Below are 15,261 nucleotides of genomic sequence, written 5' to 3' on the forward strand. Positions count from 1 at the left end.
TGCCGCCCGCAAACACAGGTGCGGCGCTCACGCCGTCGTGCACGGCACGGCGGGATTCATCCGCTCTGGGTGACGGCACCAGACCCCGGCCGTCCTAGCGTTGGGTTATCGCCGGTGGAGGCCGCCCAGGCTGTCCCTTACGGCGGAACTGCACCGGTTGCAACGCCAGCGAATCGAAGTGAGTGATGTCGGACCCGCACAAACCAGCAGCCGTCACGGCAGAAGCGCGGGCGCTCTTCATTGGCAGCGCCGCCTTTATCGTCCTGGGCGGCATCGCGCTTCTGCTCATCGGGCGGGAACCGGTGTCGTTGTCCGGACGAGGTTCGGCCGGTGACATTGCGGCGATCGGCACGGCAGTTCTGGGTGCCGGGGCAGTAGTGGCCGGTTGCCTGCAGCGTCGTCCGGCTGTGACACCGGAGGCCCGCGGGGGAGGCCGGATCCGCACGGCCATCGACATCGCCGCCCTTGCGCTGGCGCACGCATGCATCTTCCTGCTCGGCTGGCTGGCGCTCTTTTCGCTTTTCCAGCAGGCGTTCATCGGTGCAGTCGTCTACCCCTTTGCGGCCGCCGTCCTCGTAGGGACCACAGGAGCCATCAGCGCCTACATCGCCTACCTGTCCGCGCTCAGCATGACCGCCTACCGGCTCGCCGCCCTCCTCGCCGGCTTCCTGGTCACCGGCCTGCTCACGAGCATGCTCACTGCAGAGAACCCGCTGTGGTGGCAGGAGAACCTCAGTGCCCTCGGCATGAGCTCCGGCGTCTCCGGGGTGGCGTTCAACTTCACCCTGATCGTCGCCGGCGTCGTGATCTCCACCCTGGCGGGCTACGCGACGGCGACTCTCGCGGCGACCGCGAAGACCCCGTCCGCGCTGCACCGGGTGAGGCTGCTCGAGGGCGGGATCGCCCTCATCGGCGTTTTCCTCGCATGCGTGGGATTGTTCCCGGTCGATGAGCGCTTCGGGCTCCACACCCTGGTCGCTTCCGGCATGGTGGTGGTCTTTGCGTCCCTCATTGTCCGCATCCGCACGCTCGTGCCCTCCATCTCGGCGACCTTCGCTGCGCTCGGGTGGCTCTTCCTGGCGGTCATCATCGTCGCCGCGGTGCTGTGGTTCCCGGTGGGCTATTACAACCTGACCGCGGTGGAACTCATCGCCGCGTCGCTGATCTTCGCCTGGCTCATCATCCTGATCCGCAACCTCGCAGCCGTCGACGCCGACCAGCTCGAGGCGAACCTGCCGGCCCGGCCGCTGTCATCGCCGGCCGACCCTGCAGACCGGCCAGTTTCCGCAACAGACAGCGCAGCGACAGAACCCTGAGCGCCGCCGGACATGGGGGTGGTCTACGAGTGCGTAGGTTCTTCGACCAGCGCGGTGGCGATGCTGTCGGCGTCGTCGAGCGCGGCAAGGTAGCGTTCGGCGTCGAGGGCCGCGGCGCAACCGGTCCCGGCGGCGGTAATGGCCTGCCGGTAGCGGTGGTCCACGGCGTCCCCGCAGGCGAAGACGCCGGAAAGGTTCGTGACCGTGGTGGGGGAGTCCACCTTGATGTAGCCTTCGGCGTCGAGGTCCACCTGGCCGCCGAGCAGTTCGGTCCGCGGGAGGTGGCCGATCGCGACGAAGATTCCGGTGGCGCCCTGATCGCGGGTTTCACCGGTGCGGGTGTCGGTCAGGGTGACGCCGGTGACCTTGGAATCCCCGTGGATGGCGGTGACGGCGGAGTTCCACGCGAAGCTGATCTTGGGGTTGTCTTTGGCGCGCTGGGCCATGATCCGGGACGCACGTAGCTCGCCCTTGCGGACCACCACTGTCACTGACTTGCCGAAGCGGGTCAGGAACGTCGCTTCCTCCATGGCCGAGTCTCCGCCGCCCACCACGATGATGTCCTGGTCGCGGAAGAAGAAGCCGTCGCAGGTGGCGCACCAGGAGAGTCCGTGGCCGCTGAACTTCCTCTCCTCGGGCAGGCCGAGTTCCTTGTAGGCGGAGCCGGTAGCAAGGATGACGGCGGGCGCTTCGTGCGTCTCGCCGGCTCCGGTGACCACACGCTTGAGATGGCCGGCGAGCCGGACTTCGGTGACGTCGTCGAACACCACCTGCGCGCCGAACTTCTCTGCCTGCTGCTGGAGGCCGTCCATCAGTTCCGGGCCCTGGATGCCGCCCGGGAAGCCGGGGAAGTTCTCCACCTCGGTGGTGTTCATGAGGGCTCCGCCGGCGGTGACCGCCCCGGCGATGACCAGCGGATCGAGGCCGGCGCGTGCGGCGTAGATTGCCGCAGTGTAGCCGGCAGGGCCGGATCCGATAATGATCAGCTGTTGGGTGCTCATTCGGGTGTCTCCTGACGGAGCTGAACTGGCGGGGAACTAGGGATATTGAACGCCGGATTGCCGGGGGCCAGCGCGCCGAGCAGGGCGGGCAGGACGGCGGCGCTGCCTCTTACGCTAATGCCCTCCGATGTGCGGGAGACCATGTGGCGTTCATCGTGGCACACGGTCCCAGTGCCGGCCATCACCCCTTTCGGGTGACCCGGAGACCACCGCGGGAAGGCGCTGTTGCGCGGCACGGCTACAGGGAGCGGCCAAGCGGCGCAGCCGTACTGCGCGGCTAAGCGGAGACCAGAGTCTGTGTCAGGATCGTGCCGCCAACGCCGGCAAGGACGGCTCCCGAACTCCCGACGACGATCCGGCCGGTTCGGGGCTTGGCAAGGAGGCCGGTCACTTTCTTGAGCGCGCTGAGCAGCAGCACATACCAGGCCAACGCGATCAGTAGGAAAATGCCCGCCATTAAGGCGTGCTGGGCGAGGGGCGGCAACGGGCCCAGATTGAATTGCGGGAACAGCGATAAGTAGAAGACGGCGACTTTCGGGTTGAGCAGGTTGCTCACCATTCCCTGCACGAACGGCGAATTCCCACCGTGCTGGCGCCCGGTCGCCGGTGCCGCGGGCAGGCTGTTTTTCATGGGATTTCTGGCGAACGCCTCCGCGAGCGCCCGGGCACCAAGATAGAGCAGGTATGCGGCCCCGGCGATCCGGATTCCGGTCCCAATAGCCTCCGATGCCCCCAGCAGCGCCGTGACGCCGAGCACCGCCAGCGCTGCAAGAATCGTGTTGCCCATCATAATTCCGGCGGCGGCAGTTGCTGCTGCCCGCGGGCTCCGGGCCGCATTCCTGAGGACGAGCGCAAAGTCGGGGCCGGGCACCAGGACCACCACCAGGCAGGTCAGCACAAAGGCCGTTAGCTGTTCGACCATCTTGGATTGCCTCCGGGGAGTCGGGCTCTTCAGCGGGACGTGAAAAAACTGCCCCGCAAAGCCCGGGCAGCCTCCTACGTTAGGCCATCCTGGCGTGTGGCCCGCTATCCTCACTGGCTAATTCGGACCGTGGGGGCCGAAACCTCACCCGCCGGGAATGATTCGGACGTAGTTCGTGGCAGCTAGCGTGGCATCAACATCGCACTACGGTGGGCTCTGGCGGGATGTGTTCCGGGAGAGCCATGCTCCTGCGTGCGCTTGACCGGTCCTACGCCAGAGGAGGCGGCATGTCCGGCTGTGAAAAGACCCGGGACGCGGCGAACCGCGGGGATGGCCAACCATGAACTCTCCCAACGACGCCGGGACTAATCACGCCGGGAACGAGCCAGTGCAGTTCAACCAGAAACTCGCGCTGCTGCTGGCGATGGCCATGTTCGTGCTGGTTGTCGACACGTCGATCATGAACGTCTCGATCTCCGCTGTGGTCAATGACATCAACAGCACCGTCAGTGACCTTCAGGCGACCATCGCCATCGAAGCGCTGGTGTCCGCCGCGTTTATCCTGATCGGCGGCAAAGTGGGCGACCTGATCGGACGCAAACGCGCCTATGTCCTGGGCCTCTGCGGCTATGCCGTCGGCGCCATTGCGATGACCCTGGCCCAGAGCATTGTGCCAATCCTTATTTTCTGGGCCTTGATCGGTGGCCTGGGCGCATCGCTCCTGCTTCCGGCCATGCAGTCCCTCATCCACGGAAATTTCGACGGTGAGGCCCGGAAGCGGGTCTATGCCCTCGTCGGGGCGTCGGCGGCGATCGCCGCCGCCGTCGGGCCCCTGCTGGGCGGCTTCATCACCACGTTCTTGTCCTGGCGCGTCGCCTTCCTGCTGGAGGCCGTCGTCATCGCGGTCATCCTGTCCGGAATTAAGCTCGTCAAGGACGTGCCGTACACGGGGCCCCGGGAGTTCGACGTCGTCGGATCGGTCCTGTCCGTCGTGGGCATGGGCGGCGTCGTCCTCGGCATCCTGGTCTGGCAGGAAGGCGGCGAGGCGGTGGGCGCCCTCATCATTATCGGCGCGGCCGGCCTGGTCAGTCTGTTCTACTGGCTCGTGCGGCGTGAGCGCCTTCATAAGCCGACGCTGCTGGACCCGGGACTGTTCCGGTTACATGCCTTCCGGTTGGGCGCCACGCAGCAAATGCTCCAGCAGATTGCCCTCGGCGGCACCATGATCGTGTTGCCGATTTACCTCCAGATGGTGCTCGAATACAACGCGATGCAGGCAGGACTGTCCATTGCGCCGCTGTCCCTGAGTATGTTCGGCATCGCCCTGCTGGCCGGCAAGAGGGCGGGGGCGCGCCGTCCGGCAAGCATCATCAGGTGGGGCTTCATCCTCCTGATGGCGGGACTGATCGCGGTACTGCCGGTCGTGCCCCGCGCGGACTCCGGCTGGTGGCTCCTGATCCCGCTGGTGATTGCCGGTTGCGGCCTCGGGCTGCTGGTGTCTCAGCTGAACAACTACACTTTGTCCCCAATCTCGGACGAACGCGTCAGTGAGGCCGCCGGCGTGAATTCAGCCGCAGGCTCGTTCGGACTCTCGTTCGGGCTCGCCTTCGCCGGGGCCATCATGCTGGCATCGCTCTCGATCATCTTCACTTCCCTGGCGACCTCGAGCACGGTACTCCCACCGGCCGAACAGCAGCAGGTCGCCCAGGTACTCGAAGACGACGCGCAGGTGATGAGCAACACCCAGCTTGCTGAACTCCTCGCCGGTCAGCCGCCAGAGATCCAGGCCGAAATCATTCGCATCAACACGGAAGCCCGGCCTATTTCCCTCCAGATCGGGTTGCTCATCCCGATCCTCGCCAGTGCCGCCGGCCTCCTGGTCTCCTTCCGTATGATGCGGCTTCCCGATCCCAAGCCCGCCGGTACCGAAGGGGGGACGGTCCTGGGTTGAGCCCACGATTGAACCCTGGTGACTGCCGCGGCCAGGGTCCCATCTGGCTGGCATCTCCGGTCAGAGCTGGAGCACGCTGTAGACGGCGAGGCAAAGCCCGATCGCGAGTGCAGCGATCGCTGCGATCCTGCGGCCGTTGCGTTGAAGCCAGTTATAGAGGGCGGTCAAAGGAATTTGGGCGCGCGCGGGCGAGTGCAGCCATACAGCCACGGGAATGATGACGGCTGACTGTGCCACGGCGGCGTAAGCGAGGACTAGCAGGCTTCCTTGCAGCGGCGGCGGCTCCTGGACTCCAATCACGGCCCCGGCCGTGACGGCCAGCAGGATAGCTTTGGGGCGCAGGTTCAGACCCAGGCCGAGGATCACGAACTCCCAGGGCCGGGCGGAGCGGAACTTCGATGTCATTTTGCTGGGCACGGCGCTCTCCGGCCGGCCCTTGCGCACTAGGAGGTACGCACCGTACACGATCAGAATTGCACCGATCACAAGGGCAAACTGCGCCACTAATTCGTCATTACGCAGGCGCGGCCTGACGGGCAAGAATTGCAGCCCGACGGCCGACAGGCCTACGACCACAATCGAACCCGCAAGGCTGCCGATCAGGAAGGGAAGGGCGCCGCGGCGTGGATTTGGGGAAAGCAGAATCACGAGCGTCACACTGACAGGCACGGTGCTCATCGCCCCGGCGAGGGCGAAGAGCAAAAGGCTAATGATGGTGCTCAGCATGCTGCTCTCACCTGCCCCGGGCAGCACCCTGACGGCACGTTATGCCTTCGGCGCACTGCCGGTGTCCGGACGAGCTGGTTTCGGCCGTCCGCGGCGGACACGGCGGGCGCGGACGGCCGAAACCGGCCCGCCCGGCCTCGGCCGTCCGCGGCGAGCGCGGATTGCGTCGTCCTCGTCCTTGATGAGCTGCTTGAGGTCCGTCTGGTCGCCGGTCAACGGCCGCCACCATGAGAGCGAGGGGTCCGAATCGATCAAGATGGTCCGAAACAAAAGTGTCAGGGGGACGGCGAGGATGGCGCCGACAGGGCCCAGGACCACGGCCCAGAAGAGGACGGAGGCGAATGTCAGTGTCTCGCTGAGGGACACCGCGTTGCCCACGTATCTGGGTTGGATTATCGACTGGATGATGCTGTTGATCCCGCCATAGATGATGATGATGGTGATGACGGTCGGCCAGCCCCCGGTGAGGAATCCAAAGAACAGCGGCGGGATGATCGCAATGAAATACCCAATGTTGGGGATAAAGCTGCAGATGAAGGACAGCAACCCCCAAAGCAGGGCGCCGGGGACTTGCAAGATGACCAGAAGCAGCCAGTTGAACAGGCCCTGGGCTATTCCGAGAACTGTGGTGGCGACCATATAGCGGCGCACGGCGGTTCCGAAGCCATTGAGCGCTGTGACTAGAGCCGGCCGGTGGTAGTTCAGATGGATCAGGAGCGCCGGTGTACGCGAACCATCAATCGCCATAAGAATGAGCATCGTCAGAATGATCACGAGGGTGGTCAACAGGCTCGCCATGTTCCCGAGAAGACCGCCGAGGAACCCGATGATGCGGCCGGGCGTAAACCCGTTCAGAACTTCCTGGGCTTGCTCCGGGCCGAAACCAACAGACTCCAGCAGTGCGGAGATCCTGGCGCCGAGTTGGGCCAACTCGGGAGCGTATTGCGGCAGCAGCGCGGAGAACTGCGCGAGTGAGGCAATCAGGACGGCGGCGAAGGCGGTCAACAGCCCGAAGACAGCCGCGATCGTGGTCCCGGTTGCTATGCCCCGGGAAATACCACGTCCTTGCATCCAGCGGCGCAGAGGATGAACACAGAGCGTGAGTACGAAGGCCAGAAAGACCGGGGTGAATATTCCCTGGATCGCTCCGAGGCCGAAGGCTGCAATCGTCGCGCCAGCAAGGGCGAGCAGGATTACCAGAGTGCGGGGGAGGGCCGGACGTGGATCAGATTCCGTTGATGCCGGCTCCATTGAGCCCTCCTTGGTTCAGCTTGGCTCCACCTTATAGGCGGGGAGACGAGCTGAGTAGTGAGTCCATTGTGGCTTGCTCCCCGACGATTAGGGACCCCAATCTGAGTCAGACGACTACTTTGCTCTTGATCCGCTCGAATTCCTCGGCAGTGATGGTTCCTGCGTCCAAGAGCGCCTTGGCTTTGGCGATCTCCTCAGTCGGGCTCGCTGCGGCGACCTGGCGAATATACGCATCGGTTTCAGCCTGGCTCTTGCGGGCCTGGGCCATTGACCGCTCCGCCATCCCCTTGCCGCGCGCAATCATGTACACCAGAACGGACAGGAGGGGTACAAAAACCAGGAAGAGGATCCAGACGGCCTTCCACCAGCCGCTGAGTTCGTGGTCACGAAAGAGGTCGCCGATGACCATGAACAACGCCCATAGGAAGGCGAAGAACGCATAGAAGATGAACAGCCACCAGAAAATTTCCCAAAAGTTCTCGAAGAAATCCATTTGGCTTCCCTACTTTCATTTGGCGAACCTTGTTTGTGGACGGGGCTCTGGGCGGGATGAGTTCACATGTCCAGGTTCCGGGCGGGCGACCTAGCACTTGACATCATTTGAGAGGTCGCTGACGGCGGCCTGCACGTTTGCGGCTTCGTCCCGCAGGGAGTTGACTGCCTGGGACAGTGTCGCGGTGTCGGGAACGGCGTTGACTGCGGCAGTGAACTTCTGTTGTGCAGTCTTGACGGCATCCACCCGGTCCTTGGCCGCGTCACCGGCTGACTGGACCAGATCGTCATAGGTTTTCCGGACCTGGTCACGTGCCGACTGGATCTGCTCCACCGTGGCGCCAGGCCTGAGGGTGTCCTTGAAATTCGTCAGCGATGCGGAGAACGCATCGGCGGCAGCGCAAACCGGTGAAACGCTTGGCGTCTGGCTGGTGGCGGGGCTGGTGCTCGGGCTTGTGGTGCTGCAGCCGGCGAGTAACCCAATTGCTGCCCCAAGCGCCATCATTCGCGCGAGGACTGGTTGTGGTCTCGACATTGGAGGCCCCTCTCCATAGGCTTTCGCCTGGCAGCCAATCACTGGCAGGTACAACCAGTGTTGGCTTGGGGCCACGCAGGCGCCTCACCCGCCGGGGGTGATCCTTGGACGCTGCGCTCCTTGTCCGGTGTGCCGCTGACCAGCGCAGACACGACGCGGGAGCCGACTTTGCGTTGTCTGAGACCGCATTGCTGCCATCACGCCGGCCGAATCACCCCGGGGTGATGATGTGCGGGCTCCGCCCCTGTGATGGACTGCTGTCCAGAACAGAGGGAGGATGCCATGTGCCGTTGGCTAGCGTATTCGGGTTCGCCAGTGCTACTGGAGGAGTTGTTGTACAAACCCACTAACTCGCTCGTGATGCAGAGCAAACATGCTCGAATGGGCGTCGAAACCACTAACGGGGACGGCTTCGGTGTGGGCTGGTATGGAATCGCGCCGTACCCCGGGCTGTTCCACAGCACGGAGCCGGCCTGGCATGACCGCAACCTCCGCGAGCTGTCCGCCCAGGCGTCGGCCGGCCGCGTCTTCGCGCACATCCGTGCCTCGACCGGCTCGGCCGTCCAACAGACCAACTGCCACCCATTCCGCCACGGCCGGTGGCTGTGGATGCACAACGGACTCATCAGGGATTTCGCGACCGTCAAGCGTGACTTGGTCATGGCCGTTGATCCAACGCTCTTTCCGCTGATCGAGGGAGCCACGGACTCAGAGCTCTTCTTCTTCCTCGCGCTGACCTTCGGACTGGAGCAGGACCCGCGAACGGCTGTGGCGGCCGCGGTTGGACTGATTGAAGACGTCGGCCGGCGCCACGGCATCGAGCAGCCGATCCAGATGACCGTGGCCACTACCGACGGCGACACCACCTGGGCGTTCCGCTACTCGAGTGAAAGGCAGTCCCGGTCGCTGTTCCACAGCACCGACGTCGCAACCCTTCGCGCGCAGTACCCGGACAACCCGTTGCTTCATGAGCTCTCGGACGACGCGCGCCTGGTCGTCTCCGAACCCCTAGGGGATCTCCGCGGGGCGTGGCGGGAAGTGCCGGAGGCTACCTGCGTGGTGGTGCACGGCGGCGGGGAGGACCTGTTCCCGTTCTCGCCCACCGCGCCTTAGCCAAGCCTGCCGCCCCTTAGCCCCGCCTGCCGGCTATAAGCGCCGCTGCCCGGGCACCGGAAGTCTGCCCGGGCACTCGCGCTGCCCTTCTGCCTGGCTGGCGCGCCTCCTCAGGCCCCGGGCTCTCGCGGGATAGGGATCGTGGGATTCGTGTCGTCTGGAGCACCCGCCATGGTGGACGCTGGAGGAAGAACGGGCGCTGTGGGGGGCGCTGTGACGGACTCGCCCTCTTCTGGCTCGGCTCCGGGCTCGCCGCCTGCTCCGGTGCCGGGAGTCGGCTCGGCGCCGGGAGCCGGTTCGGTGCCTGGAGCCGGTTCTGCTACTACAGCCGGGCGGCACAGCAGTTCGACCAGGAGAATGGCCAGTACGGCAAGGATCGCTGTCCAGATGGCGACGGCCGCCGTCGGGTCTTGCCAAAAGATCAGTACCAGCGCAGCGATTCCGATGACCGTGGCCTCGAGTATCCGCCGATAGCGGGCCAACCAGAGTTGCCATGGTTTGGCCTGGCCGCCGCCGACCTTGCCGGTGATGTAGTCGCCCGCAGTCGCCAAACCATGCCGGACATACTCCGCAGGACGCGAGTGGCCGCTCAGGAATGCGGCCAGAGCAATGATGAGTCCTACCGCGAAGACCAGGCGCAGGCTCGTGCGCAGAGGTACCACGAGTGTCTCAACTAGGCTTTGAGCCGCCGCCGGCGAGACGGCGTCCGGCGGAATTGAGTTCAGGAGAATGCTGCGCCCGATCACAAGTCCCAGCGCCAGCAACGCCATGGATATGGCGACGGCCAATCCGACGCCGCTGGTGGTGCTCCGTTTCCGGCCGCGCGGGGCCACCGCTACGGCGCCCACGGCACTGATCACCGTCAGCCACGCCAATATTGGGGCGGTCTGGTCCAGCGCTCTGATGGCGTTGGTGGCCCGGACCAGTTCTGGCGACTGGAACAGGGGGATCTGCGCGTCAACGTCCGGGATCCTGGCTGCGATGCCGACCCCCTGCTGGACGAGGGCGGTCTTGACCCGGGCAATGATCTCCTTGGTAGAGATTGTCACCGTGCCGCTTTGGTCGATACTGACGGCGCCGCCCGTGTTCCCGGTGGCGAGGTTCACCAGGCCCTGGTGCGCCACCCGGTTCACCTGGATCCAAAGATCCTGGAACTGCGGTGTGGCTACGAATTTGGATACGGTGGAATGAATGAGGTTCTTGGTCTGCTCCGCAATCACCGGCGCCAGCCCGGTGATCACCGCGGCCACGCGCGGCGCCGTTTTGCTGAGTTCGTTGAGCGCATCCCGGGTGATGGTCTCGAGGTCCACGGAGTCGGTGATCTGTTGTGTGACCTTGTCCGCGATCTCGGCCTGGATCGCAGGGTCCGACGCCAAGGGCGCCACAGTTGCCACATAGCGATCGGTGTCGAGGACTTCACTGCGCAAATACATGGCAGGCACAGCGGCGAAGGCCAGCACGGCCGTCAGTACCACCAGCACGATGGCTACTATCCGGCGAGCCAGCCCCGGGTGTCCACCGGCTGGCCTCGGGTGGGCCTTCCGGGCAGCGTCCCGTTCCTGCTGGAGACGGGCAACCTCCGCCCGAAGCCGCAGTATTTCTTCCTGTTCCGGGCCGCCGGGGCTCGTGGGCTGATCTTGAAGAGACATGGATTCCGCCTAGGTAGCAACTCGTCGACCCGGCCCGATGTCCTGCGGCTGGGCAGTCACGCCTAGTTTCATTGTTCACTCGGCGGGCCGGTCCAGCCCCACCCGCACAGGGTGATCTGTCACCCCATGGAATGACCTGCGAGGTCCGTCACCGCGTGGGCGGCGCACACGAAGAAGTCTTGATGGGCACACCGGAACCCGGCATGTCCAAGGTGTGGTTAAGTCCGCTGCTTCACATCCGCGTTCATATGCGCCAATTTTCAGCCGGTCCTCGCGATGTCATCCCTTTCGGGTGATGAGGACGGCCGGTTCAGGGTTGCTGCCCCAGACGCCGCCCTGCCGCGAAAAAGGCGACTTTTGCGATGAGCAGGAGAGCGCCCAGGTCAGCAATCATTTGGACTGATACGACTGCCCTTGCCAGTTGGCTTACCGGAGCAATGTCGCCAAACCCCACGGTGGCAAACGTGGAAGTCGTGAAGTACAGGGCGTCTGTTTTACTCAGCTGTTCAGTAAATGACGAAGGGTAGGTGATTGACATAGACGTGTACAGCAGCGCGAACAGACACAGAAACATCAACAGGCATTCGAAGACAGCCTCGGCCGCCCGGACCTTGGGGATATGCGCCACGAGTATAAACCGCAATTGAACGGACAAGGCGGCGAAAAAGACCAAGACGACGGCCGCCAGGCGGATCCAGGCGGCCGCAGGATTGTCCCCGTTGAATCCCCCTACGGGGACAGCGAAGTAGACGAAGAAGACAACTGCCGAAAATGCAGCCAGACGTACTACCGCGAAAATAATGACCCGCCTTCGGCTGGCCTTGTCGAGCTCGTGAAGGAAAATCGGGTCCGTCTGGCTGCCGTGCTTCATAGGCATGACTGATGATACCGCCGCTCAGGAAATTCGTGCCGTGCCGCTTTCGGGGCCAGGGCCGGCCGTTTTGGTCGCGCCACACAATGATGCACAAGGGGTCTTTGCGCCCTGTTGGTGCCCATTTTCGCCCGCCTAGCATGTGCTACGTGGGAGAAATGTCGAATGTCGGATGGCTGCCTGGTCCTCAGTTCAAGATCCGGCCACCTTTGCGCGGCCTTGGAGCGTTGGAACGTCCGCGCCTGGAAAACGCATTGTCCGCGTCCGCCGATTCGCACCGACTGACGCTCGTCGCAGCGCCGGCCGGCTACGGCAAGTCCACGTTCCTGGGCGATTGGGTCCGCAACTGCGATCTGCCGTGCGCCTGGCTGTCGCTCGATCGGTTCGATACTGAACCGGCACGTCTTTTTCACGGGGTTGTCGGGGCAATCCAGCGTGCGGCCAGCACGTTGCCCCTTCCGGGCAGCGATGCCCTGCTGTCCCTTGACCAAGGCCTCGCCCACGACCGGGCTGCCTCCTACGACCTTTTGCTCCGTGCCCTCGAGGAGCTCACGGAGCCGATTGTCCTGGTGATCGACGACGTCCATTTGGCCGGGCCGGGGCTGGCGAACGGGATAGTGGGGGTGCTTGCCGCGTCGGCGCCCCCGTCGTTGCGGCTGGTCCTCTCGGGACGGGGCCATACTCCCATCCAGCTGGAAAGGTTCCGGTATGGCGAGGGCCTTGGTGAGCTGCGGGCCCCCGAGCTTGCCTTCACGCAGGAGGAAGTCGCCAAGTTTGCGTTTTCGCTGGGACAAGGCGCAGCCTTTGACGCCGGATCCCTCTGGAGAATGACTGCCGGCTGGCCGGTCGCGGTGCATGCGGGCATCGTCTCGCTGGCGCAGTCCGGTAACGTGCCGGTCACGACGCCGGGCACCGCGGCCAAGCATGTACCGCTCGCCGACTACGTCGCGGAAGAGATCCTTGATCAGCTCGAGCCGTCGCTGGCGGAGTTCATCTTGCGGGCAACTACTTGCGACTGGCTTGGCCGCCGGCTCGCCGTCGAACTCTATGGCCGGCCCCACGGCGGCGTGCTGCTTGAGGAATGCCTGCGCAACGGCCTCTTCATCGAGGAGCACGATTACCGCGGCGGCGAATCGATGTACCGCTGGCATTCCCTCTTCGCGGCGCAGTGCCGGCGAATCCTTGAGCGGCGCGATCCGCTCCTTGCCGAGCGTCTTCACCGCGTGGCAGCGCGGTACTACCAGGACACCGACGTCGTCGAATGCGCAGCCCAGGCGCTGCCAGGGCGCGCTCCACGCCAAGCCGTGATGTCGCTGGGAGCGCACTGGCTCGACTTCGTGGTCGGCAACGACGCCCAGACCCTCGAACGGCTGTGCCGGGACCTGCCCACGCCGTGGAGCGAGGACCCCGAGATATTGATGATCAGATCCGTCTGCCGTGAACTTGCCGGCGACAGCACCGCGGCGTCCGAGCTCACCGAGCGGGCGCTATCGCGGACCTTCGTCCTGGATGCGCTTCGCCGCCGGCGGCTTGAGGGTTGCCGGGCCCACTTCGAACCGACGACTGGCATGGGCCGCACGGACCTCCACGCCGCAGCGGCTGAAGCCGGCCGGCCGAGCAGGGACATTTCTGAAGACGGCCACTCCGCCGCCTGTTCGACAGGACTGTTCTTGCTTGCCCAAGCGGAATTTCGGCTGCACCGTACTGGCGAACTCGCGGCTGCCCTGCTCCAGGCGGCGGCCGGGACCGGAACCGGGGAGCAGCTGGAAGGGATTGAGATCTGCGCCCAAGCGGATCTAGCGTTGGCGTTTGCCGGAGCCGGTGATCTGGTGCACGCTTCAGAGCATGCCACGCGGGCGGTGGAGCGGGGCGATGCGCTGGGCTGGAATTCGCAGGAGCGGCTGGCTCCGGCCTGGCTGGCACGCGGAATTGCGTGCTACTGGAATGACAACCTGACAGCTGCGCAAACGTACCTTGCGAAGGCCCAGAGATTGGGCAGTGACCTGTTCCCGTCCGGGCCGCTGAGTGTCGTATATCGGGTTCTGACTGATTGTGCCACTGGCGATCCGGCCCGGCTTGCCGAATCCAGCTCGGTCCTGGAGTCCTTCCACGCACGCGGGCTGTACAGGGTGTCATGGAACGCCCTGCACACGATTGCCGTGGCGAAGGTCGCTGAAGCCCAGGGTGACCTGGACGGCGCGCTGGCGATCGCGCAACCGCTGGGCGCTGGCGGGCATGGGGCACTGGTGGATACGCTGCTGGCGGAGCTGCTGCGTCGGGGAGGGGAGATCAAGGCCGCCCAGCGCTGCACGGAGTCGCTGATGCATCGTCGCGGCAACTCGTATGTCGACACCTGCGCGAGTCTGACCGAGGCGCTTGTGGCGCACGGAACCGGAGATACTGCCACGGCGCATGAACGGATTGAACATGCGGTCCACCGGGCGGAGCCAGGATCCGTCCTCCGCCCCTTTGCGGAGCGGAGAGAAGAGCTCGCAGAATTGCTCGTGCAGCACGCTGTCTGGGGCACCGCCCACGAATCCTTCATCGCAGCCCTCATGGCACGTGATAGCCAGGGTGACGCACGGCTTCGGACACAGTCCTACTGGAGCCTGACCGAGCGCGAACGCGAAGTCCTGGCCTATATGCGCTCCATCATGACCGCGGCCGAAATTGCCGACGCGCTGTACATTTCGGTCAACACGGTCAAGACTCACGAACGGTCCATCTACCGAAAACTCGGGGCCGGTAGCCGGCGCGATGCTCTAAAGACGGCCGCCAAGCGCGGCATCGTTTGAACCTGCGGCCGGGAGGGGCCGGAGCCGGGAAGTTCACCCGGACCGGGTGAGGTCAGGGTTGGGTGAGGGATCGACACTGGTTGTAACCGTCAGTGGTTGCCGGGCTGCCGGGCTCCGGATTCCCGGGGGACGGTCCCTTTCGGAAGGATTCTCCAATGTTGAAAGCACATCGCGTTTTTGTGGGGCCGGTTGCGCTTGGGGCGGCAGTTGCGCTGCTGACCGGTTGCGCGCCCACCCCGCAGGAAAATGTGTCGCAGGCCTGCGCCGCCGCCAGCGCCTATGCTGCTGCCCTGACGAATTTCAAGGACACCTTGAAGCCCACTGCCACGGTGGAGCAGGTCAAGACGGCCCGGGACCAGGTGGCGAAGACCTACGAGGAAATGGTCAAACAGTCCCAGGACGTGGCGAAGGACCGGGCGGATGCGGTGAAGACGGGCCAGCAGAATCTTGAGTCGGCTGTGAAGGCTGTTCCCGATGACGCGACCCTGACGCAGGCCGCGAACTCGTTGCGGGACGAGACGGTGAAGCTTCAGGCCGCGGCCAGCGACCTCAGGAGCCAGCTCAAGTGCTAGCGACCCGGTAGGGTCCAGGAAGTGCCGCCATTGGCGGAGGCTACTGAGATGGCAGGTAGCCAAGGCT

At 64.7% G+C, this 15,261-nt stretch carries 13 protein-coding genes; 5 read left to right on the top strand and 8 right to left on the bottom strand.

Going from position 1 to position 15,261, the window contains the following annotated elements; all coding sequences use genetic code 11:
• Positions 1-185 precede the first annotated feature (185 nt).
• Positions 186-1,316, top strand: a complete 1,131-nt coding sequence (locus MRBLAR12_RS01365) for a hypothetical protein (protein ID WP_364742896.1) — start codon at positions 186-188, stop codon at positions 1,314-1,316.
• A gap of 23 nt (positions 1,317-1,339) precedes the next feature.
• Here MRBLAR12_RS01365 and trxB read toward each other — a convergent pair whose 3' ends face one another.
• A complete protein-coding gene (gene trxB, locus MRBLAR12_RS01370) occupies positions 1,340-2,317 on the bottom strand; it encodes a thioredoxin-disulfide reductase (protein ID WP_229995562.1) in 978 nt (325 codons plus the stop codon).
• A gap of 277 nt (positions 2,318-2,594) precedes the next feature.
• Positions 2,595-3,239 carry a LysE family translocator gene (locus MRBLAR12_RS01375; RefSeq protein WP_229995561.1) on the bottom strand — a complete coding sequence of 215 codons (645 nt, stop codon included), beginning with the start codon at positions 3,237-3,239 and terminating at the stop codon, positions 2,595-2,597.
• Between the two features lie 340 nt (positions 3,240-3,579).
• Between MRBLAR12_RS01375 and MRBLAR12_RS01380 the strand changes: the two genes are divergently transcribed.
• The gene (locus tag MRBLAR12_RS01380; protein WP_229995560.1) at positions 3,580-5,190 is read left to right on the top strand and encodes an MFS transporter; all 1,611 of its coding nucleotides are present in this window, start codon (positions 3,580-3,582) and stop codon (positions 5,188-5,190) included.
• 60 nt (positions 5,191-5,250) lie between these two features.
• Here the strand turns inward: MRBLAR12_RS01380 and MRBLAR12_RS01385 are convergent, their stop codons facing one another.
• From MRBLAR12_RS01385 to MRBLAR12_RS01400, 4 genes are all read right to left on the bottom strand, one after another.
• Positions 5,251-5,916, bottom strand: a complete 666-nt coding sequence (locus MRBLAR12_RS01385; RefSeq protein WP_229995559.1) for a GAP family protein — start codon at positions 5,914-5,916, stop codon at positions 5,251-5,253.
• A 39-nt stretch (positions 5,917-5,955) separates the two neighbouring features.
• Complete coding sequence (locus MRBLAR12_RS01390) at positions 5,956-7,167, bottom strand: AI-2E family transporter (RefSeq protein ID WP_229995558.1); 1,212 nt, start codon at positions 7,165-7,167, stop codon at positions 5,956-5,958.
• Positions 7,168-7,273: 106 nt separating this feature from the next.
• Entirely contained in the window at positions 7,274-7,660 is a 387-nt protein-coding gene (locus MRBLAR12_RS01395; protein WP_229995557.1) for an SHOCT domain-containing protein, read from the bottom strand.
• A gap of 90 nt (positions 7,661-7,750) precedes the next feature.
• Positions 7,751-8,194, bottom strand: coding sequence for a hypothetical protein (locus tag MRBLAR12_RS01400; RefSeq protein ID WP_229995556.1), 444 nt, complete (start codon positions 8,192-8,194; stop codon positions 7,751-7,753).
• A gap of 282 nt (positions 8,195-8,476) precedes the next feature.
• Between MRBLAR12_RS01400 and MRBLAR12_RS01405 the strand changes: the two genes are divergently transcribed.
• Positions 8,477-9,307, top strand: a complete 831-nt coding sequence (locus tag MRBLAR12_RS01405) for a class II glutamine amidotransferase (protein ID WP_364742903.1) — start codon at positions 8,477-8,479, stop codon at positions 9,305-9,307.
• Positions 9,308-9,417: 110 nt separating this feature from the next.
• On the opposite strand, the gene MRBLAR12_RS01410 is transcribed toward MRBLAR12_RS01405, so the two are convergent.
• Together MRBLAR12_RS01410 and MRBLAR12_RS01415 are read right to left on the bottom strand one after the other, a co-directional pair.
• On the bottom strand, positions 9,418-10,956 hold the full coding sequence (locus MRBLAR12_RS01410) for a hypothetical protein (protein WP_364742906.1): 1,539 nt from the start codon (positions 10,954-10,956) through the stop codon (positions 9,418-9,420).
• A 310-nt stretch (positions 10,957-11,266) separates the two neighbouring features.
• Positions 11,267-11,833 (bottom strand): potassium channel family protein, encoded by a 567-nt coding sequence (locus tag MRBLAR12_RS01415; protein ID WP_364742909.1) that lies wholly within the window; start codon positions 11,831-11,833, stop codon positions 11,267-11,269.
• A 248-nt stretch (positions 11,834-12,081) separates the two neighbouring features.
• On the opposite strand from MRBLAR12_RS01415, the gene MRBLAR12_RS01420 reads away from it, so the two are divergent.
• The gene (locus MRBLAR12_RS01420) at positions 12,082-14,622 is read left to right on the top strand and encodes a helix-turn-helix transcriptional regulator (RefSeq protein ID WP_229995813.1); all 2,541 of its coding nucleotides are present in this window, start codon (positions 12,082-12,084) and stop codon (positions 14,620-14,622) included.
• A gap of 155 nt (positions 14,623-14,777) precedes the next feature.
• Positions 14,778-15,194 (top strand): hypothetical protein, encoded by a 417-nt coding sequence (locus tag MRBLAR12_RS01425; RefSeq protein WP_229995814.1) that lies wholly within the window; start codon positions 14,778-14,780, stop codon positions 15,192-15,194.
• Positions 15,195-15,261: the final 67 nt, after the last annotated feature.

The organism is Arthrobacter sp. LAR12-1-1.1, assembly GCF_040676555.1.
GTDB lineage: Bacteria > Actinomycetota > Actinomycetes > Actinomycetales > Micrococcaceae > Arthrobacter.

Excerpts from the sequence above, each read along its gene's own strand:
- MRBLAR12_RS01365 (WP_364742896.1), top strand. The coding sequence starts at position 186 with ATGTCGGACCCGCACAAACCAGCAGCCGTCACGGCAGAAGCGCGGGCG.
- trxB (WP_229995562.1), bottom strand. The coding sequence starts at position 2,317 with ATGAGCACCCAACAGCTGATCATTATCGGATCCGGCCCTGCCGGCTAC.
- MRBLAR12_RS01375 (WP_229995561.1), bottom strand. The coding sequence starts at position 3,239 with ATGGTCGAACAGCTAACGGCCTTTGTGCTGACCTGCCTGGTGGTGGTC.
- MRBLAR12_RS01380 (WP_229995560.1), top strand. The coding sequence starts at position 3,580 with ATGAACTCTCCCAACGACGCCGGGACTAATCACGCCGGGAACGAGCCA.
- MRBLAR12_RS01385 (WP_229995559.1), bottom strand. The coding sequence starts at position 5,916 with ATGCTGAGCACCATCATTAGCCTTTTGCTCTTCGCCCTCGCCGGGGCG.
- MRBLAR12_RS01390 (WP_229995558.1), bottom strand. The coding sequence starts at position 7,167 with ATGGAGCCGGCATCAACGGAATCTGATCCACGTCCGGCCCTCCCCCGC.
- MRBLAR12_RS01395 (WP_229995557.1), bottom strand. The coding sequence starts at position 7,660 with ATGGATTTCTTCGAGAACTTTTGGGAAATTTTCTGGTGGCTGTTCATC.
- MRBLAR12_RS01400 (WP_229995556.1), bottom strand. The coding sequence starts at position 8,194 with ATGTCGAGACCACAACCAGTCCTCGCGCGAATGATGGCGCTTGGGGCA.
- MRBLAR12_RS01405 (WP_364742903.1), top strand. The coding sequence starts at position 8,477 with ATGTGCCGTTGGCTAGCGTATTCGGGTTCGCCAGTGCTACTGGAGGAG.
- MRBLAR12_RS01410 (WP_364742906.1), bottom strand. The coding sequence starts at position 10,956 with ATGTCTCTTCAAGATCAGCCCACGAGCCCCGGCGGCCCGGAACAGGAA.
- MRBLAR12_RS01415 (WP_364742909.1), bottom strand. The coding sequence starts at position 11,833 with ATGCCTATGAAGCACGGCAGCCAGACGGACCCGATTTTCCTTCACGAG.
- MRBLAR12_RS01425 (WP_229995814.1), top strand. The coding sequence starts at position 14,778 with ATGTTGAAAGCACATCGCGTTTTTGTGGGGCCGGTTGCGCTTGGGGCG.